Annotated in this window: 13 protein-coding genes; 7 read left to right on the plus strand and 6 right to left on the minus strand. The window is 72.7% G+C overall.

The genetic code is table 11. The features are described 5' to 3' along the window. Positions 1-5 precede the first annotated feature (5 nt). Entirely contained in the window at positions 6-1,670 is a 1,665-nt protein-coding gene (locus WMF28_RS27700; protein WP_437596340.1) for a phospholipase D-like domain-containing protein, read from the plus strand. A 130-nt stretch (positions 1,671-1,800) separates the two neighbouring features. After that, positions 1,801-3,111 (plus strand): diaminopimelate decarboxylase, encoded by a 1,311-nt coding sequence (gene lysA, locus WMF28_RS27705; protein ID WP_437596341.1) that lies wholly within the window; start codon positions 1,801-1,803, stop codon positions 3,109-3,111. A 140-nt stretch (positions 3,112-3,251) separates the two neighbouring features. Here lysA and WMF28_RS27710 read toward each other — a convergent pair whose 3' ends face one another. The 4 genes from WMF28_RS27710 to WMF28_RS27725 all read right to left on the minus strand — a co-directional run bounded on the left by WMF28_RS27710 (position 3,252) and on the right by WMF28_RS27725 (position 7,743). After that, positions 3,252-3,806: a hypothetical protein gene (locus WMF28_RS27710; protein ID WP_437596342.1), complete on the minus strand. Its 555-nt coding sequence runs from the start codon at positions 3,804-3,806 to the stop codon at positions 3,252-3,254. Positions 3,807-4,115: 309 nt separating this feature from the next. Next, a complete protein-coding gene (locus WMF28_RS27715; RefSeq protein WP_437596343.1) occupies positions 4,116-5,474 on the minus strand; it encodes an LLM class flavin-dependent oxidoreductase in 1,359 nt (452 codons plus the stop codon). 272 nt (positions 5,475-5,746) lie between these two features. Then, positions 5,747-6,799, minus strand: a complete 1,053-nt coding sequence (locus WMF28_RS27720) for an ABC transporter permease (protein ID WP_437596344.1) — start codon at positions 6,797-6,799, stop codon at positions 5,747-5,749. Beyond that, positions 6,799-7,743 carry an ATP-binding cassette domain-containing protein gene (locus tag WMF28_RS27725; protein ID WP_437596345.1) on the minus strand — a complete coding sequence of 315 codons (945 nt, stop codon included), beginning with the start codon at positions 7,741-7,743 and terminating at the stop codon, positions 6,799-6,801. Before WMF28_RS27725 ends, WMF28_RS27720 begins: the two co-directional genes overlap by 1 nt. A 314-nt stretch (positions 7,744-8,057) precedes the next feature. Here WMF28_RS27725 and WMF28_RS27730 point away from each other — a divergent pair, with 314 nt between their 5' ends. From WMF28_RS27730 to WMF28_RS27740, 3 genes are read left to right on the plus strand one after another with little or no spacing between them, the layout of a single operon-like run. Further along, on the plus strand, positions 8,058-9,722 hold the full coding sequence (locus WMF28_RS27730; protein ID WP_437596346.1) for a protein kinase domain-containing protein: 1,665 nt from the start codon (positions 8,058-8,060) through the stop codon (positions 9,720-9,722). Between the two features lie 5 nt (positions 9,723-9,727). Continuing rightward, positions 9,728-11,005: a tetratricopeptide repeat protein gene (locus WMF28_RS27735; RefSeq protein ID WP_437596347.1), complete on the plus strand. Its 1,278-nt coding sequence runs from the start codon at positions 9,728-9,730 to the stop codon at positions 11,003-11,005. A gap of 1 nt (position 11,006) precedes the next feature. Next, on the plus strand, positions 11,007-12,806 hold the full coding sequence (locus WMF28_RS27740; RefSeq protein WP_437596348.1) for a hypothetical protein: 1,800 nt from the start codon (positions 11,007-11,009) through the stop codon (positions 12,804-12,806). 143 nt (positions 12,807-12,949) lie between these two features. Here WMF28_RS27740 and WMF28_RS27745 read toward each other — a convergent pair whose 3' ends face one another. Together WMF28_RS27745 and WMF28_RS27750 are read right to left on the minus strand one after the other, a co-directional pair. After that, positions 12,950-13,471, minus strand: a complete 522-nt coding sequence (locus WMF28_RS27745; RefSeq protein WP_437596349.1) for a hypothetical protein — start codon at positions 13,469-13,471, stop codon at positions 12,950-12,952. Positions 13,472-14,097: 626 nt separating this feature from the next. Next, positions 14,098-14,865 carry a hypothetical protein gene (locus WMF28_RS27750; protein WP_437596350.1) on the minus strand — a complete coding sequence of 256 codons (768 nt, stop codon included), beginning with the start codon at positions 14,863-14,865 and terminating at the stop codon, positions 14,098-14,100. 699 nt (positions 14,866-15,564) lie between these two features. On the opposite strand from WMF28_RS27750, the gene urtA reads away from it, so the two are divergent. Next, positions 15,565-16,866, plus strand: coding sequence for an urea ABC transporter substrate-binding protein (gene urtA / locus WMF28_RS27755; protein ID WP_437596351.1), 1,302 nt, complete (start codon positions 15,565-15,567; stop codon positions 16,864-16,866). 148 nt (positions 16,867-17,014) lie between these two features. After that, positions 17,015-17,911 carry an urea ABC transporter permease subunit UrtB gene (gene urtB / locus WMF28_RS27760; RefSeq protein ID WP_437596352.1) on the plus strand — a complete coding sequence of 299 codons (897 nt, stop codon included), beginning with the start codon at positions 17,015-17,017 and terminating at the stop codon, positions 17,909-17,911. Positions 17,912-17,920: the final 9 nt, after the last annotated feature.

The raw sequence follows: 17,920 nt of genomic DNA on the forward strand, positions 1-17,920 counted from the left end.
GGGCGATGGCGAAGATCATCGACCCTCGGCGTCACACGTGGTGTAGCACCCCGGTGGACAGCTTCGGCCTGCTGGTCGATGCCGACGAGTATTACCCCGAGTTCTACCGGGTCGCGTCCGGGGCGCGGCGCTACATGCTCCTCGCCGGCTGGCAGTTCGACAGCGACGTCGCCCTGCTCCGCGGCGGGCGCGAGGCGGGGGTGTCGGGCCCGATCACCCTGCTCAAGTTCCTGGACCACCTCTGCGAGATCACCCCGGATCTCCAGATCTTCATCCTGGCCTGGGACTTCCACCTCGTGTTCGCGCTCGAGCGCGAGTGGCTCCAGCAGCTCGTCTTCGAGTGGACGAACCATCGCCTGCACTTCCTCTTCGACTCCACCCACGTCGAGCGCGCCTCGCACCACCAGAAGTTCGTGGTCGTCGACGGCGAGCTCTCCTTTCTCGGCGGCCTCGACCTCTGCGACCACCGCTGGGACGACCGCAGCCACACGAACAAGAACCCGCTCCGCGTCAGCCGCGGAGAGCCGCACAAGCCGTTTCACGACGTCCAGGCCTACGTGCGCAGCCGCGAGGTCGCCCGGGCGCTGACCGAGATCTTCACGGATCGCTGGCGGCGCGCCGGCGGCGTGGCCATGACGCTGCCGGACATCGAGGCGGCCGACCCGACGTTCCCCGACTACCGGCCCGAGGGCGGTATCCCCCTCGCGGCGCGGCACGTGACGCTGAGCCGCACCGATCCGCACGGCGCGCCCACCGGCGCTCCGCACTGCATGGAGATACGCGACCTCTACCTCGACGCCATCGACGCCGCCGAGCGCTTCATCTACGTCGAGACGCAGTACTTCAGCTCTCACGTGATCGCCGAGGGGATCGTGCGGCGGATGCGCGCCGAGGGCCGGCCGCTCCTCGACGTTGTGCTCGTGCTGAACATGGAGGCCGAGACGATGAAGGAGCAGATCGCCGTCGGGCTCTCCCAGGCCAAGGTGCTCGGCGCGCTGCGCGAGGCGGCGGCCGAGACCGGCCACCGTCTCGGCGTCTACTACACCCTGCCGGCCTGCGGCGAGGACGAGACGGCCGAGCGCGCCACGTACATCCATTCCAAGGTGATGATCGTCGACGACCGCTTCCTCACCGTGGGCTCCGCCAACCTGACGAACCGCAGCCTCTCGATCGACACCGAGATCAACGCCTCGGTCGAGACCGACGATCCCGACGACGCGCTGGGCCGCTCGATCCGCAGGGCGCGCGCGTCGCTCATCGGCGAGCACCTCGGCGACACCGAGTTCGACCCGGTGGACGACCTCGTCGCGCACCTCGACGGGCTGGCGAGCCCCGCGACCGGGCCGCGCACGCCGGGGAGCTCGTGCCGGCTGAGGCTCCACCCGTCGCCGACGGCGGACGAGCGCGCCCTGCTCGAGGTGATCGACCCGCATCAGCTGCCGTTCGACCCCGCCGCGGTCGAGGCCATCGACAAGCACAACGGCTCGCTCTTCGTGGGCGGGCTCGGCACGCTCTGGCGCCACCTCTTCAGCAGCAGCGACGCCGGGAGCAGCGACGCCGGCACCAGCGACGCCGGCACCAGCGACGCCGGCACCAGCGACGCCGGCACCAGCGACGCCGGCACCAGCGACGCCGGCAGCAGCGACGTGAGCCACAGCGACGCCACCTAGCCGCACAGGCGGCGCTCCGCCCGCACCGTTGCCGGCCGCCGGTGGCACATGATATGCTGGTGTACTGTAAGCCTGCAGCCAGTTTCTTCGGGTTGTCTCTCGAAGTGGAAGCGTTGACGCGACGAGGAGTATGCAAGAGGCAGAGATCAAGATCGGTGGCATTTCGGTGCGCGACCTGGCGGAGCAGTACGGTACGCCGCTCTATGCCTACGACGCCGAGCGCATCCGGGAGAACTTCCGTCGACTCACGCGCGCGCTGAGCAGCTGTTACCCGGAGGTGTCCGTCTTCTACGCCATCAAAGCGTGCAACAACCTGGAGATAGCGAAGCTCCTGGTCGAGCAGGGCTCCGGCGTGGACGCCGCGAGCCCGAACGAGATCCGCCTGGCGCAGGCGCTCGGGCTCTCGGGCGAGCAGATCATCTACACGGGCAACAGCCTCTCGGACGACGACCTGACCGCTGGGCTGCGCGCCGGGGTGATCTTCAACGTGGATGACCACGGCATCCTGCGGCGCCTGTTCTCGCTCGGGCGGCCGCGCTGCATGTCCTTCAGGATCAACCCGAGCGGCGAGGACATCGCGACGCCCGATCTGAAGCCGTTCGCTGGCCCGTCCGCGAAATTCGGGATCCACCCGCGCTACGTGGAGGAGGCCTACCGCACCGCGCTGGAGAACGGGGTCGAGCGGCTCGGGGTGCACATGATGCCTCACTCGCAGGCGAACAAGCCGGAGAGCTTCGCGCACGTCACCGGCAAGCTGCTCGACCTGATCGGCCCGGTCGCCCGGAAGCTCGGCTTCGACCTCGCGTTCCTGGACATCGGCGGCGGGCTCGGCATCCCCTACCGCAGGGAGCAGCCGACGCTCGACGTGGACGCGGTCGCCCGCGAGATCGCCGCGATGGTGCAGAAGAAGTGCGCCGAGCACGGCCTGAAGGCGCCCCGCCTCGTCATGGAGCCGGGGCGCTACTTCGTCGGGGACGCGGGCAGCGTGCTCGGGCGGGTGATCTCGATCAAGCAGGGATACCGGACGATCATCGGCACCGACATCTCGATGAACACGATGGCGCGGCCGGTGATGTACGGCGCTTACCACGAGGTGCGGATCAACGGCCGCCGCGGCCAGACCGCCCCGATGGCGATGACGGGCCAGGTCTGCGAGAACACCGATATGTGGATCAGCGAGCGCGAGTTCCCCGCGGACGTCGCCGAGGGGGACGTGGTCGTCCTGATGGACGCCGGCGCGTACGGCCACGTGATGAGCTACGACTACAACGGCCGGCTGCGACCGGCCGAGGTGCTCATCGACGGCGGGCGGAGCCGGCTCATCCGGCGGCGCGACACGTTCGAGGACATGGTCTCGCGGATGTGCCTGTCCGACGACATCAAGGAGCGGCTGCGCACGACGGTCGTGGGGGATCCGGCGAGCACGGCGGGGCGCGGCTGAGCGGCTGAGGACCGGGGCGAGAGGCGCACGCCCGGAGGCTTTGCCGGGCAGCCCGGCCCCCTCGCAGGGGTTTGCCGGGCTGCCCGGCCCCCTCGCAGGGGCCTACCGCGCTCGCGAGAGCAAGGGCTGGATCCGGCGCGTCACGGGAACGGGCCGAGCGGAGCCGGGGAGCCAGGCGCGCCGATGCCGGTGGCCGGAGGGGGAAAGGCGCCGAGCGGCGAGCCCGGAAAACCACCGCCCGCGACCGGAGGGGGAAAGAGGCCGGGCTGCGGGCCCGGAAAACCGCCGCCCGCGACCGGAGGGGGAAAGAGGCCGGGCTGCGGGCCCGGGAGACCGACGGCGATGGGGACGCTCGGAGGGCCAGGGCTCTCGCACGGGAAACAAATGACGTTGCCGCGGCCAGTCAGGATGGCGCCGTGAGGGCACCCGTGGGCCCAGGGTGTATAATCGAAGCTGGCAGGCTCGGTGACACAGGTGTTCACCACGGCGACATACGTGGTCCCCGGCGGACAGTGGTGGCAGTGATGAGCGGCGGACGCCTCACCCACGCTCTCCTCGGCGTCCGCAGGCGCCGCGACGGCGGACAGGTCCCCCCGCTCATCCCCATCCACCTCGTCCGTCGCCGCCATGCAGCCAGCGATCACCGTCGACAACGAGGCAGCGAGCAGCACGACGATCTTCGTCGATTCAGCCATGTGGAATCTCCTGATTGAAGGGGAGACAAGATCGCTCGATCTCCTGCCCTGAAACCGACAGAGTCGTCACGACGGAGCTGACCAGCCCCAACTACTTTGGATGACACCGGCAGCTCGTCAAGCGCGCTGGCGGAGCGCCAGGAGACAGCGACTCACACCTGGATTTGCGCGAATCCAGCGATGAACAATCCGCCCACCGGCGGTTCGATCAGCGCGCATGTCGACCGGCGCCGCTCGTGATCTACCCTGTTTTCTTGTATACGTGGCTCATGCCGTTCACGTTCGTCTGCATCGATCACGTGCAGCTCGTCAGGCCGCCGACGCCCGCGACCTGGCCTTGCTCGCGTGACGGTTCGCCGGCCGGGACAGCCCGAGGTTCTCCCGCAGCGTGCGGCCCTCGTACTCCGTTCGGAACAGCCCACGACGCCGCAGCTCCGGGATCACCAGCTCGACGAAATCATCCAGCCCGCCCGGGAGCCACGGCGGCATGACGTTGAACCCGTCGGCCCCGCCCTGCGTGAACCACGCCTCCAGCTGGTCCGCGATCTGCTCCACCGAGCCGACGAGCGTCCAGTGCCCGCGCGCTCCCGCCACCCAGAGATAGAGCTCGCGGATGGTGAAGTTGCGCTTGCGGGCGATGTCGAACATCAGCGCTTGCCGGCTCTTGTTGTTGTTGGTCTCCGGCAGATCGGGCAGCGGACCGTCCACCGGGTACCCCGACAGATCGATCCCGCCCGACAGACCCGAGAGCAGCGACAGGCCGACCTCCGGCAAGATGAGGTCCTGCAGCTCCTGGTACTTCGCCCTGGCCTCCGACTCCGTCCGGGCGACCACGGGGAACACCCCCGGCATGATCTTCAGCTGGTCGGGGTGGCGACCGTACCTGGCCATCCGGCCCTTGACGTCGGCGTAGAAGGCCTGCGCATCCTCCAGCGTCTGCTGCGCGGTGAAGATCACCTCGGCCGTCTCCGCCGCGAGATCCCTGCCCGCCTCCGACGATCCCGCCTGCACGATCACCGGGTGCCCCTGGGGCGGACGCGGGATGTTGAGCGGCCCCCGAACGGAGAAGAACTTCCCCTTGTGATCGAGCGTGTGCAGCTTGTCCGGGTCGTAGTAGGCCCCCGACGCCTTGTCGCGGAGGAAGGCGTCGTCCTCCCAGCTGTCCCAGAGGCCGGTGACCACGTCGACGAACTCGCGCGCCCGGGCATACCGCTGCGCATGGTCGGGGTGGGCGTCGAGCCCGAAGTTCCCCGCCGCCTCGCCCCCACCGGTGGTGACCACGTTCCACCCTGCCCGCCCCTGGCTGAGGTGGTCCAGCGAGGCGAACTTGCGGGCCAGCAGGTAAGGCTCCTCGTACGTGGTCGACGCCGTGGCGATGAAGCCGATGCGCTCGGTGACGGCCGCGAGCGCGGAGAACAGCGTGACCGGCTCGAAGCTGGCCCCGTAGGCGGTGCGGCCCTGCGCCCCCGGCCGGTTCTGCAGCGCGAGCCCGTCCGCGAGGAACACGGCGTCGAACCTGGCCCGCTCCGCCGTCTGCGTGATGCGCTTGTAATGACCGAAGCGGATGCCTCCATCGGCCTGCGCGTGCGGGTGCCGCCAGGCGGCCACGTGGTGTCCTGCGCCAGGTAAGAAGGCGCCCAAACGGATCTGCCGCGGATTGTCGCTCATGGGTTGTCCTCGGTCTCGGTGCTGGCGCTCGCGCGCGGACGTGCCGTCCTGCGCGCCGTGCGTGCCCTGCGTGCCTTGCTTGCCCTGCCTGAGCGCAAGCGGCGTGCCCGCGAGCGGGACCACGGGCGCGCCGGCGCAGAGCGAGGCACCGCCGCCCCCAGCGCGACGACGGCGTGCTGCGGGAGCAGCACCGGACCACCAGCGCTGCGGAAGCGCTGCTGGCAGGGAAGCACCCGCCCGGCCGGAAGGCCCGAGCGCGGCGGCAGCGCGGGCTACTGCCAGCGGAAGAGCTTGAGGGCGAGCGCGAAGCAGACGGCGCCCCAGCCGACCAGCACCGCGAGCTCGGGCGCGAGCGCGGCGAGGGGCGTGGCCTCGAGCATCACGCCGCGGAGCGCGTCGTTGAGCGCGGTGAGGGGCAGCGCCTGGATGAAGGGCTGGACCGCGTCCGGGAAGCGCTCGGTCGAGAAGAAGACGCCGGAGAAGATCCACATCGGGAACATCGCCAGGTTGGTCAGGCCCGAGACGCCCTCGAGCGTCCGCGGCCGCGCCGCGATGAGCAGGCCGAGCCCGACGAACGAGAGCGCGCCGACCACGATGACCAGCGCGAGCGCGGCGAGCGAGCCGGCGATCGGCACGCCGAGGGCGAGGACCGCGAACAGCAGCAAGGCGATGACCTCGATCGCCAGGAACACGAGCCGCGCCCCGAGGTGCGCGACAAGGAGCTGCCAGCGCTTCATCGGCGCCGCCACGAACAGCTTCAGGAGCTTGCCGATGCGCTGCTGCACGATCGAGAAGCCGATCGCCCAGATCCCGGTCGACATCAGGTTCATGCCGAGCAGCCCGGGCACGAGGAAATCGATGTAGCGCGAGCCCCTCTCGGTCATCTCGAGCGCTGCCGGGCGGAACGCGTCCGCGCGCCCCGCCGCCCGCTGGAGCGCCTCGTCGACCTCGAGCCGGGCGATGCGGCTCTCCTGCCGCGTCGGATCGAACCAGTACGTGGGCGGATCGGTGGCCAGCACGACCAGCGCGACCTTGCCGGCCCGGAGCTCCTGCTGCGCCTGCTCCCGCGGGACCACCCGGGCGACGACCTGCCCGGAGGCCTCGAGCGCGGCGCGCCGCGCCTCGGCCCCGGCGCCCACCTCGACGCTCACCGGCAGCGGCGCCGCGGCCTGGTCCCGGAACGCGACGGCCAGCGCCGACGAGAGCAGGATGGGGAACACGAGCATCCAGAAGAGCGCCTCGGGCTCGCGCAGGAACTCCGCCACCCGCGCCCGGATGAGGAGCACGAGCGGCGCGCCGCGCAGCGAGCGGAACCACCGCGCCATCACGCCGCCTCCTCGCCCGCGAGCTTCCGCCCGGCGAGCGCCATGAACACGTCCTCCAGGCTCGCGTGGTGCGTCGCGAGCCGGCGCGGCGCGGCGCCGCGCGCGGCGCAGAGCGCGAGCAGCGGCGGGAGCACGCGCGCCACGTCACGCACCGTCAGCCGGAGCGCCCCGTCCGCGAAGCGCAGGGCCTCCACCCCGGGCAGCGCCCTGAGCTCCTCCTCGGCGATCTCGCCGTCCACCTCGACCTCCACGACGTGCTCGGCGCCCAGCGACGCGACGAGCGCCGCCGGCGTGCCGAGCGAGAGCAGCCGCCCGCGGTCGACGATCGCGACGCGGTCGCAGAGCCGCGCGGCCTCCTCCATGTAGTGCGTGGTCAGGAGGATCGTGCGGCCGCGCGCCTTCAGGTCCTCGACGACGTCCCAGATCTCGCGGCGCGACGCCGGGTCGAGGCCGGTGCTCGGCTCGTCGAGGAAGAGCACCTCCGGGTCGCCCGCGAGCGCGCAGGCGAGCGAGAGCCGCTGCTTCTGCCCGCCCGACAGCCCGCGCACGAACGCGCCCGCCTTCTCCTGCAAGGACACGCAGCGCAGCGCCTCCTCCGGATCGAGCCCGCGCGGGTAGAAGCTGCGGAACAGCGCGATCACCTCGCGGACCCGGAGCTTGTCCGGGAAGCGCGTCTCCTGGAGCTGGATGCCGAGGCGCTGGCGCAGCGCGATGCCGTCCCCCGCCCAGCGCTCGCCCAGCACCTCGACCTCCCCGGCGTCGGGGCGGGTCAGCCCCTCGAGGATCTCCACCGTGGTCGTCTTGCCCGCGCCGTTCGGGCCGAGCAGGCCGAAGCACTCGCCGCGCCGCACCTCGAGGTCGAGCCCGTTCACGGCCACGACATCGCCGTAACGCTTGACCAGGCCGCGGCAGACCAGGGCGGGAGAGCCAGACACGGGGCGCATGTATCGCAAGGAACGCCGAAAAGGAACCGCCGCGCGCAACGGCCGGGCGGCGCGTGCGGGGCGGAGACGTGCTCCGGATCGCCCGCGGCGCACGGAGCGCGCCTGCAAGCGCCCACAGGAGCGCCGGAAAATTCGACAGGCGACGCGACGCATTGCCTCTCCGGAGAATCGAATCTCAGCAGAGCCTGCGGTAAGCGCGACGAGCGTGGCCCTGCAAGGAACCATCCGGTCCGAGATCGTGGCTGGTCGGTCTGCAATCTCAGAGCGACGGAGTGGGGGGGCGCGTAGTGAGCGATGAAGAGGGAGTGGTGCCCGTGCACTGCGGCGAGGTCATCGCGGACCGCTATCGGGTCGAGCGGCTGCTCGGGATCGGCGGGATGGGGGCCGTCGTCGCGGCGCGGCACCTGTCTTTGGGCGAGCTCGTGGCGATCAAATTCATGCGGGCGGAGCACTGCGGCAACGCGGCGCTGCTGAGGCGGTTCCAGCGCGAGGCGCGCGGGATGTTCCGGCTGAAGACCGAGCACGTGCCGCGGGTCCACGACCTGGGCGCGCTCGCGCCGAGGCCGGGGATCGCGCTGCCGGTCCCGTACATCGTGATGGAGCACCTCTCGGGCAACGATCTCCGCTCGATCGTGGAGCGCCGCGGGCGGCTGCCGGTGGACGAGGCGGCCGAGTACGTCCGTCAGGCCTGCGTCGCGCTGATGGAGGCGCACGCGCTCGGGATGGTGCACAGGGATCTGAAGCCCGCGAACCTGTTCCTGACGTACCGGACCGACGGCACGCCGCTCATCAAGGTGCTCGACTTCGGCGTCGCGAAGTTCTCGTGCGCGAGGCCCGAGGAGGACGGGCTCGAGATGACGACGGCGCGGTCGGTCATGGGCTCGCGCCGCTACATGGCGCCCGAGCAGATGCTCACGCCCAAGGACGTGGATCTGCGCGCGGACCTGTGGGCGCTCGGGGTCGTGCTGTACCAGCTCGTGAGCGGCGCGCTGCCGTTCGGCGCGGAGACGCTGGAGCAGCTCGTGCTCGTGGTGTCGGAGCAGGCGCCCCGGCCGCTCCGGAACGTGTGCGCCGATCTGCCCGAGGGGTTCGAGGAGATCGTGATGGGCTGCCTGGAGAAGAACCGGGCCCGCCGTCCGGCCTCGGCCCGCGAGCTCGCGACCGCGCTCGCGCCGTTCGCGCTGCGCGGGCCGCCCGACGCGACGCTGCCCACGGCGGTCCAGCGGAGCCAGCCGACGTTCACATGGCTGGACGAGGGACCGCCCACGACCGCCTTCCGGCCGCCCACGAGCGCCTTCCGGCCGCCCGCGACCGCCGTTCGGCCGTCCGAGGCGCAGGGGTCCGGGGTCCTCCGCCGCCCCAGGCGGGCATGGCTGGCGGCCGGCGCCTTCTCCGCGAGCGCCGCGCTGGCCATGACCGTCCTTCCGCCCGGGTGGCCGCGCACGGGGGGGGGGCCGCGCACGGGGGGGGTCACCTGGACCGACCGCGCCGGCGCGCAGCACCTCGCGGCGGTGCCGCAGGGGCTCGCCGCGGAGCCGCAGGGGACCCCCGTGGCAGGCGGGCCGCTCCACGCGCCCCGCGCCGCGGCTGGCGGCGCGCCGCACGGCGGCGCGTGCGGCGCGCCCGAACCCGACGCGAGAGATGCGCCGCCGGCCGCGTTCGACGGCGCCGGCCCCGTCGCACCCGCGAGGGGGGCGCCGCTCGCGCGGGCGAACGCAGGGAGGCCGTCGCGCGCGCCCGCGCGCGCGGCGCTCGCGGCCGGGACGCGGGTGGGCCTGGCGCCGCAGGGCCTGGCGCCGCAGGGCCTGGCGCCGCAGGCGGCCCCGGCGCAGGCCGCTCCGGGGCCCGCGCCCACGACGTCGTCTGCTGCGGCGCCGCCGCCCGGTCGGGACTCCGCGGCCGGCGCTCCGGTCCACGTGGCAGGGCCCAGCCTCGGCGCGAACGCTCCGACGGTGGGGGCGCCGGACAGCCCCTGGTGATCGCCATGCGCCGAGGAGCTCTCCCGAAGGTCTGCAGCTCGCGCCCGCGCCGGCTCGCCTGCGCCCTCGCGGCGCTGTCGCTGTCGCTCTCGCCGGCGAGCGGGGCGGCTTCCGAGTCCGGCTCGAGGCCCCCCAACCCGGGACAGCCCAACCCGGGACAGCCCAACCAGCCCAACCCGGGACAGCTCAACCCGGGACAGCCCAACCCGGGACAGCCCAGCTTGAGGCCCCCCAACCCGGGACAGCCCAACCCGGGACAGCCCAACCCGGGACAGCCCAACCCGGGACAGCTCAACCCGGGTCAGCCCAACCCGGGTCAGCCCGGGGGACACAAGGAGCAGGTGCTCGCGCTGTATCAGGTCGCCCGACAGCTGCTCGACGCGGGGCGCGTCGCCGAGGCGTGCGCCGTGCTCGAGCAGGGCAGGACCCTCGATCCGACGGCGATCAACCTCCTCCTGCGGCTCGGCGAGTGCCTCGCGCGCGCGGGCAGGACCGCGGGCGCCTGGAACGTCTTCAGCGAGGCCGCGGCCATCGCGAAGAGCGCGGGCGACCCCCGCGCCGCGCGCGCGGCTGCGCTCGCGGCTGCGCTCGAGCCGCGGCTCTCGCGCATGGCGATCGAGCCGCCCGCGGCCGGCGCCGCGCCGGGGCTGGAGATCCGGCGCGACGGCGTGCTGATCCTGCCCGCCCAGTGGGGGCAGGCGCTCCCGGTCGATCCCGGGACCCACACGGTCGAGGCGCGTGCGCCCGGCAGAAGGCGCTGGTCCACCGCGCGCGCCGTCCCGCCGGACGGCGCGCGCGTGGTGATCCACGTGCCCCCCCTGGAGCAGGAGCCGCCCCCGCGCGCGCTCTCCGCGGCGCTGCCGGGCCCCCGCCGGCAGGCGCCTCCCGTCCTGGGGAGCGCCGGCCGCGGCGACGGCGGCGACACCGGCGGCCGCGCGCAGCGGATGATCGCGCTCGCGACCGGCGGCGCCGGCCTCGTGGGGCTCGGCCTCGGCGCCGTGTTCGGCGCGGAGGCGATCGCCCGCCGGGACGCCTCGAACCGGGGCCACTGCGACGCGCGCAACCGCTGCGACGCCGCCGGGGTCGCGCTGCGCGAGGACGCCCAGTCCGCCGGCACCGCCTCGACGATCGCCTTCTCGGCCGGCACCGCCGCGCTGCTCGCGGCCGGCCTGCTCCTCTGGACCGCGCCGCCCCGCGCCGCCGCCCCGCCCGCGCGCCGCGCCACGGCGGCGGCCGCCGCCGGCCCCGGGGCGTTCTCGCTCGTCGTGGGCGGGAGCTACTGACGTGGGCGCGCGCGGCGCGATCGGGATCGGCGGGCGCCTCTCGCTCGTGGCGCTCGGCTGCGCCGGGTGCAACACGCTGCTCGGCCTCGAGGACGGCCTCCTCGTCGACGAGCGCTGCGAGCCGCTCTCGGCCGTCGCCTGCTACACCGGGCCGCCGACGACCGAGGGGATCGGCGCCTGCCAGCGGGGCCTCCGGCGGTGCAACGCCGCCGGCGACGGCTACGGCCCCTGCGAGGGCGAGGTGACGCCCGCGCCCGAGCGCTGCGGCAACGCGGCCGACGACGACTGCGACGGCGCGGTCGACGAGGCGGACGGCGACGCCGGCGACCCCCCGGCCGGCGGCGGCGAGGTCTGCGCCTGCGGCCCGGGGACGGTCGAGGTGTGCCCCTACGGCGGGCCGCCGGGGACCGTGGGCGTCGGCGCGTGCAGCGCCGGCCGGCGCACCTGCGGCGACGACGGCCGCTGGGGCGCCTGCACCGGCGAGGTCACGCCGCGGGCCGAGGACTGCACGACGCCGGCCGACGAGGACTGCAGCGGCGGCGGCGACTGCGGCGCGGTGCTCCCCGGCGGGCTCCTCGGCGCGCTCCTCGGCGGCTCCGGTCAGCAGCGGGCGCGGGCGCTCGCGGCGGGCCGCGGGGGCTTCGCGATCCTGGGCGGCGAGTTCGAGGGCTCCCTCGACCTCGGCGCCGGGCCGATCGCGACCGGCGCCGAGCGGGACGTCTTCGTGGCGCGGATCGAGGCCGACGGCGCGGTCGCGTGGGTGCGGCGGCTCGTCGACGAGGGGCAAGGCGCGCTGCAGGCGCTCGCGGTGGACGCCGGGGGCGAGATCGCGATCGCGGGCGACCTCGTGGGGGTGATGGGCGCCGCCGGGCTCACCGCGCCCGCGCAGCAAGGGTTCGTGGTCAAGCTGGACGCGGGAGGCGGGCTGCGCTGGGGGACGTTGCTCCCCGGCAAACCGCAGGACGTCGCGGTCTCGGCCGCGGGCGACGTCGTGGTCGCGTCGGCGCTCCTCGGGCACGGCGGGAGCGACGTGGCGGTGGCCAGGCTCAGCGCGGCGGGCGTGCCCCTCTGGACGCGGGTGTTCGGCGGCGCGGGGACGCAGGAGCCGACGGGCGTGGCCGTGGACGCGCGCGGGGATGTGGTCCTGACGGGGACCTTCGAGGACGACCTCGACTTCGGCGAGGGGGCGCCCCGGCTGTCGTCCGCGGGGATGAGCGACGTGTTCCTGGCCAAGCTCGACGAGCGCGGCGAGCACGTCGCGTCGCTGGCCTTCGGCGACGGCCGCCGGCAGTACGGGGGCGACATCGAGATCGGGCCGGGCGGCGAGATCGCGCTGAGCGGGACGTTCGAGGGGCTCCTCGACCTGGGCAGCGGCACGCTGTTCTCGGAGGGGCTCTCGGCGTTCGTTGTCGAGCTCGGGGCCGCGCGAGAGCACCGCTTCAGCCGGGCCTACCCGGCGGAGCAGCCGCCGCGCCTCGCGCTCGAGGCGGACGGCGGGCTCGTCCTCGCCGGCAGCGTCGAGGGCCCGACCGATCTCGGCGGCGGCCCCCTCGACGGCGCCGGCCGCGGCAGCGACATCGTGGCGGCGCGGCTCGATGCCGAGGGGCGCCACGTGTGGAGCAAGCGGCTCGGCCCGGGCGCCGGGCGCAGCGGCGGGCGCCGGTCGGCGGCGGGCGTCGCGGCCTCCGTGGACCGCGGTCACGTCCTGCTCGCGGGGACGGTCGAGGGGAGCGTGGACCTCGACGGCGCCGCGGCGCAGTCGACCGCGGCCGACATCCTGGTGGTGCGCCTCGCGCCGTGAGGCCCCCGGAGCGCTGAGCAGGCGGCCATGTCGCGCAGGAGAGCGGCCGAGCCCCGAGCCACCTTCGCGTCGGGCCCACAAAACACGACAGGCGACCTGCGAGAGGCCGCCTGTCCTGTCCGGTCAGGCCGGAGAGCGGTAGATCACTCGCAGGAGTTCGAGCACTCGGTGAGCGCCTGGCAGTCCTCGGCCGCCTCGCAGGCCGTGTAGGCGTCGTCGTAGCACGGGCCCGTCTCCGACTCCTCGATGACGCACAACTCGCAATCGGTGTTGTTCACTTCCACGTTCACCTCCCCGTCTTCGCCGCAGACGTCGGTCGTGGAATCCGTGGTGTCGCAGAACGCGGCGCACCGACTTTCTGCCGCGCAGCCGCAATGCAAGAAGGTCAGCGCATTGAACGCCTCCGCCTCGCTGGGACGTGCTTCAGAACAGCAGGTCATGCACGCCTGGGCCTCCAGGCTGGAGCACTCATTGCCCCCGCCCTCACCGCCCGTGCCGCTATCCTCACCGCCCTCGCCGCCGGCGCCCGACGTGGTGCTCGTGGAGGTGCTCGTCGAGCCGCCCGTGCCGCCCTCACCGCCCGTGCCGCCGTCGCCGTCGGTGATCGTACAGGCTGCCATCGCACACACGCTGACCAGGATCGCCGCAAAACCAAGAGCTTTCATGAATGAATCCTCCGACAAGAAGAGTTGCGCTGCTCATGTGGAAGGACGCGTCGAGCGACGCCGCCCGGCAGCCCTTCCTGTGCACTTCAGCGCCGCCGTTGGCGCCGGGTTCTGTTCCTACACCAGAAATTTACGCGATGGTATCCGCTGCGTGCTCACAGCTGCGCCTTGCGGGCGCCCCCCCGGAGGCGTTCGAAGAGCGCGCGCTTCCGCGAGATGCGCCCGCCAGGCGCGTGTGAGCGATCCACCATCAGCAAACTTGTGAAGCAAGAGCAGATCCTAGCACGGAGGCGACGTGGGGGATCAAGTGTGTCGCGTAGATAACCTGCTCTCCGGGAACCACGACGAGCGCAGGCGCCCTCAGCGGCTCATGCGCGACACCGGGGCCGGACGAGCTCGCTCGTGCGACATCCTCGTACAGGGAAGCAGTATCCAGGCGAACGAACGGCCCAGTCAGGCCGGTTTGCAGCAGCGCGTCATTCCGGCGTTCCCGCGGCTCGTCCGGGCTGTCCCGCCGAGGCCAGAGCGCCGGCGCGGCGCCCGGGCAAGCTGCTTTGAGCTCACGCGAAGTGCGCTGAGCTCACGCGAGGAAGGGAGAGCGCTGGATCGCCGCGCGACGGGCGGCGCTACGAGCCGCCCGCGGCGCGCCGCATGGCGCAGTCGAGGTCGCCCTTGCAGGGGTCGCTCGCCGCGCGCGCGCCGCCCTGGCTCGGCGGCGGTGCGGCGGCGCCGGCGGCCGGTCCGCTGCTCCCGGCGGTGCGCTTCGCCGCGGCCTTGCCCGCGCCTGCCGGGGCGGCGGGCCGGGCCTTCGCCCCGCGGGCGGCGCGCTCCTTCGCCTTGTCGCCCGGCTTTGCCGGAGGCGCCGCCGCGATCGCGGCCGGGGCGTTCGCCTCCGCCTTCGGCAGGTGCGAAAGCGCCGCGCTCGCCGCGGACCGCACCCCGGGCTGCGCGGCCGCGTGGAGCGTCTCGCGCGGGGCGCCGAGCCACACCGCGCTGGCGACGACCGCGGCGCCGACGAGGCCCATGGCGCCATAGCGCACCCCCGCCGCCCGCCGCGCGCGCGGCGGGCGCAGGTCGATCGGGACCTCGGACGGCACCGGCGTGAGATCAGGCGACCTGAACGCCGGCAGCTCGGGCGCGCCGAACGGAAAGAGATCCAGGTAGCTGCTGCGCTCCTGTTCATCGCCGGCGGCCGGTCCGTGGATATCCACCGTCCCGGAGCCCTTCGGGCCCTGATCGATCCGCGCGCCGGCCACCTTCGTGGTCGCTGCCTGCTCCACCGCGAGCAGCGCGCTCAGGGAGATCACCACCGAGTTCTCGTCCCGCGGCCCGGCCACGACGCTGTTCGGCGTCGCTCCACCGCTCGCGGATCGCCCATCCGTCTCACCGGGCATGTGATTCGTGCTTCTCATACGCTCCACCCCGTCTGCCGTCCGTGTCGCTCGAGCACAGGGCGCAGACAGCATCCATCAATGTACCTGGGCTCCACCGCTCTTGATACAAGTTTTTTACTGCACTGGAGAGCGCACCTCATCGCAACAGCGCCGGAGCGCTCAGCGCTCGTGCGCGCGGAGGCCAGAGCTCCCCACACCGTATCGGCGCCGGCGACACCTGGCGTGGCGCGCGCGCCTCGCTGCCGGGGCCGGCGCTCCGGAGCCAACGCCTGCCCGGCCGCGCAGGCGCCTCGGACGGCCCTGCCCTTCGCCCTTCCGCGCGCCGCCCTGCCCGCCCGCGCGCGGCCCGCGTCCGTGCCCGCAGCCGCCGCCGTCGAGGCGGCGCGCGCGAGACTCGCTTTGTGATCGGGGACCCAAATGGCCGGCGGAAAGCGCGCCTCGTCGCCCGACCGGTCGACATTTCATCTCGAGGAAACCTCGAGGAAACATGGCACTCGGCATTAGACATTTCACCGCGACATCGTGTCGCTGGCCCCTGTCCGAGGGCCGAGCCCTGCTGCGCAGGGCGGTCCTTCGGTGTCCAGCCGGGAGTCTCCAGTTGTCGACTCCCGAGCTTTCCCACGGCTCTCGTGCAGTCGGATCGCCGCGTCGATGCAGGGCATTGAACGCGCACCGGCACCCAAGGAGGATGCGTTGAATATGTTCACGTCTGGGTTGGACGTTGAGGAGCGGCCGGCGACGGGCTCCTTTCGGCGGCGGGCGGTCTGCTTCGCGGCGGCGGCCCTCGCCGGCGCGGCCCTGCTCTCCGCCTGCGACAAGGAGGGCGAGGGGGCGCCGGCGCCCGGGACGGCGCCCGCGGCGCCCGCCTCGGACAGCGCCACCATCAAGGTCGGCGTGCTCCACTCGCTGAGCGGCACGATGTCGATCAGCGAGGTGGCCGTGAAGGACGCGACGATCCTCGCCATCGAGGAGATCAACAAGGCGGGCGGCGTGCTCGGCAAGCAGATCACGCCCGTGATCGAGGACGGCGCCAGCGACTGGCCCACGTTCAACGAGAAGGCCAGAAAGCTCATCCAGCAGGACGGGGTGGCCGTCGTGTTCGGCGGGTGGACCAGCGCCAGCCGCAAGGCGATGCTGCCCTCGTTCGAGGAGCTGAACGGCCTGCTCTTCTACCCGGTCCAGTACGAGGGCCTCGAGCAGTCGCCCAACATCTTCTACACCGGCGCCGAGCCGAGCCAGCAGATCGTCCCCGCGATCGACTACCTGCTGGAGCAGGGCAAGAAGCGCATCTACCTGCTCGGCTCGGACTACGTCTTTCCGCGCACGGCCAACAAGATCATCAAGGCCCAGCTCGCGGCGAAGGGCGGCGAGCTCGCCGGCGAGGAGTACCTGCCGCTCGGCGGGACCGAGGTCAGCACGATCATCAGCAAGATCGGCGCGGCCAAGCCGGACGCCGTCTTCAACACGCTGAACGGCGACAGCAACGTGGCGTTCTTCAAGCAGTTCAAGGACGCCGGCTACACGGTCGACAAGATGACGGTCCTCTCGGTGAGCGTCGCCGAGGAGGAGGTGCGCGGCATCGGCGCCGAGAACATCGCCGGACACCTCGTCTCGTGGAACTACTACCAGACCACGGAGACCCCCGAGAACCAGAAGTTCGTCGAGGCGTACAAGGCCAAGTACGGCGCCGCGCGCGTCACGGACGATCCCATCGAGGCGGGCTATTTCGGGGTCTACCTCTGGAAGCTGGCCGTCGAGAAGGCGAAGTCCACGGAGGTGGCCAAGGTGAAGGAGGCCGCGAGCGCCGGAGACATCGAGTACGCCGCGCCCGGGGGGCTCGTCCGGCTCGACGGGAAGAACCAGCACACCTGGAAGACGGTGCGTATCGGCCAGGTGCGCAAGGACGGCCTCATCCAGGAGGTCTGGAGCTCGGGCAAGCCGGTCCAGCCGGACCCGTACCTCGCCGCATACCCCTGGGCGAAGGAGCTGGCCGCGAAGTAGCGCGGCCGGAGGCGGCAGTCCCGCCCTCGAAGCCCGAGGGCCCGACCACGGAGGCGCAGAGCGCACAGGGGGCTCGTCGTGATGCCCGCTGTGCCTCTGCGGCTCTTACCTCTCTTGCGCGGCGTCTCAACCTGTTCGGTGCTCTAGCATGAACGAAGTTCTCCTCCACGCCTTCAACGGCCTGAGCCTGGGCTCGATCCTCCTGCTCATCTCGATGGGCCTCGCGTTCTCGTTCGGGCTGATGAACGTGATCAACATGGCCCACGGCGAGTTCATCATGGCGGGGGCCTACACGACGTACGTCGTCGGGCAGCACCTTGCGCCGCTCGTCGGGGGGACGGACGCCGGGCTCTGGTTCCTGCTCGCGCTGCCGGCCTCGTTCCTCGTGGCCGGCGTGCTCGGGCTCCTGCTCGAGCTCACGATCGTGCGCTTTCTCTATGGCAGGCCGCTCGACACGCTGCTCGCCACGTGGGGGGTCGGCCTCGTGCTGCAGCAGGCCGCGCGCAGCCTGTTCGGCGCGTCCAACGTGCAGGTCTCGAGCCCGTCGTGGCTGAGCGGCGGCGTCGCGCTCTCGGGCGGGGTGCAGCTGCCCTACAAGCGCGTCTTCCTGATCGCCCTCGTGATCGCGTGCATCGTCGCCGTCTACACGTACCTGCACCGCTCCGCGGGCGGCAGGCGGCTGCGGGCGGTGATGCAGAACCGGCAGATGGCCTCGTGCCTCGGCGTCCGCACGCGCCGGGTCGACGCCGCGACGTTCGCGCTCGGCGCGGGGCTCGCCGGGGTCGCGGGGTGCGCGCTGACGCAGCTCGGCTCGATCGGGCCGTCGCTCGGGACGAACTACATCGTCGACGCCTTCATGGTGGTCATCCTCGGCGGCCTCGGGCGGCTGCCCGGCACGGTGGTGGCGGCGCTCGTGATCGGCGTCGCGAACACGCTGCTCGAGCTCTCGACGACGGCGTCGCTCGGCAAGGCGCTCGTGTTCGCGCTGGTGATCGCCTTTTTGCAGTGGCGGCCGACAGGCCTGCTCGCCCTGCGCACCCGATAGAAGAGGACA

The organism is Sorangium sp. So ce590 (assembly GCF_051521365.1).
GTDB lineage: Bacteria > Myxococcota_A > Polyangia > Polyangiales > Polyangiaceae > Sorangium.

Bases quoted from the DNA above. Each gene is read 5' to 3' on its own strand.
- WMF28_RS27700 (WP_437596340.1), top strand. From the start codon at position 6: ATGGCGAAGATCATCGACCCTCGGCGTCACACGTGGTGTAGCACCCCG.
- lysA (WP_437596341.1), top strand. From the start codon at position 1,801: ATGCAAGAGGCAGAGATCAAGATCGGTGGCATTTCGGTGCGCGACCTG.
- WMF28_RS27710 (WP_437596342.1), bottom strand. From the start codon at position 3,806: ATGGCTGAATCGACGAAGATCGTCGTGCTGCTCGCTGCCTCGTTGTCG.
- WMF28_RS27715 (WP_437596343.1), bottom strand. From the start codon at position 5,474: ATGAGCGACAATCCGCGGCAGATCCGTTTGGGCGCCTTCTTACCTGGC.
- WMF28_RS27720 (WP_437596344.1), bottom strand. From the start codon at position 6,799: ATGGCGCGGTGGTTCCGCTCGCTGCGCGGCGCGCCGCTCGTGCTCCTC.
- WMF28_RS27725 (WP_437596345.1), bottom strand. From the start codon at position 7,743: ATGCGCCCCGTGTCTGGCTCTCCCGCCCTGGTCTGCCGCGGCCTGGTC.
- WMF28_RS27735 (WP_437596347.1), top strand. From the start codon at position 9,728: ATGCGCCGAGGAGCTCTCCCGAAGGTCTGCAGCTCGCGCCCGCGCCGG.
- WMF28_RS27745 (WP_437596349.1), bottom strand. From the start codon at position 13,471: ATGAAAGCTCTTGGTTTTGCGGCGATCCTGGTCAGCGTGTGTGCGATG.
- WMF28_RS27750 (WP_437596350.1), bottom strand. From the start codon at position 14,865: ATGCCCGGTGAGACGGATGGGCGATCCGCGAGCGGTGGAGCGACGCCG.
- urtA (WP_437596351.1), top strand. From the start codon at position 15,565: ATGTTCACGTCTGGGTTGGACGTTGAGGAGCGGCCGGCGACGGGCTCC.
- urtB (WP_437596352.1), top strand. From the start codon at position 17,015: ATGAACGAAGTTCTCCTCCACGCCTTCAACGGCCTGAGCCTGGGCTCG.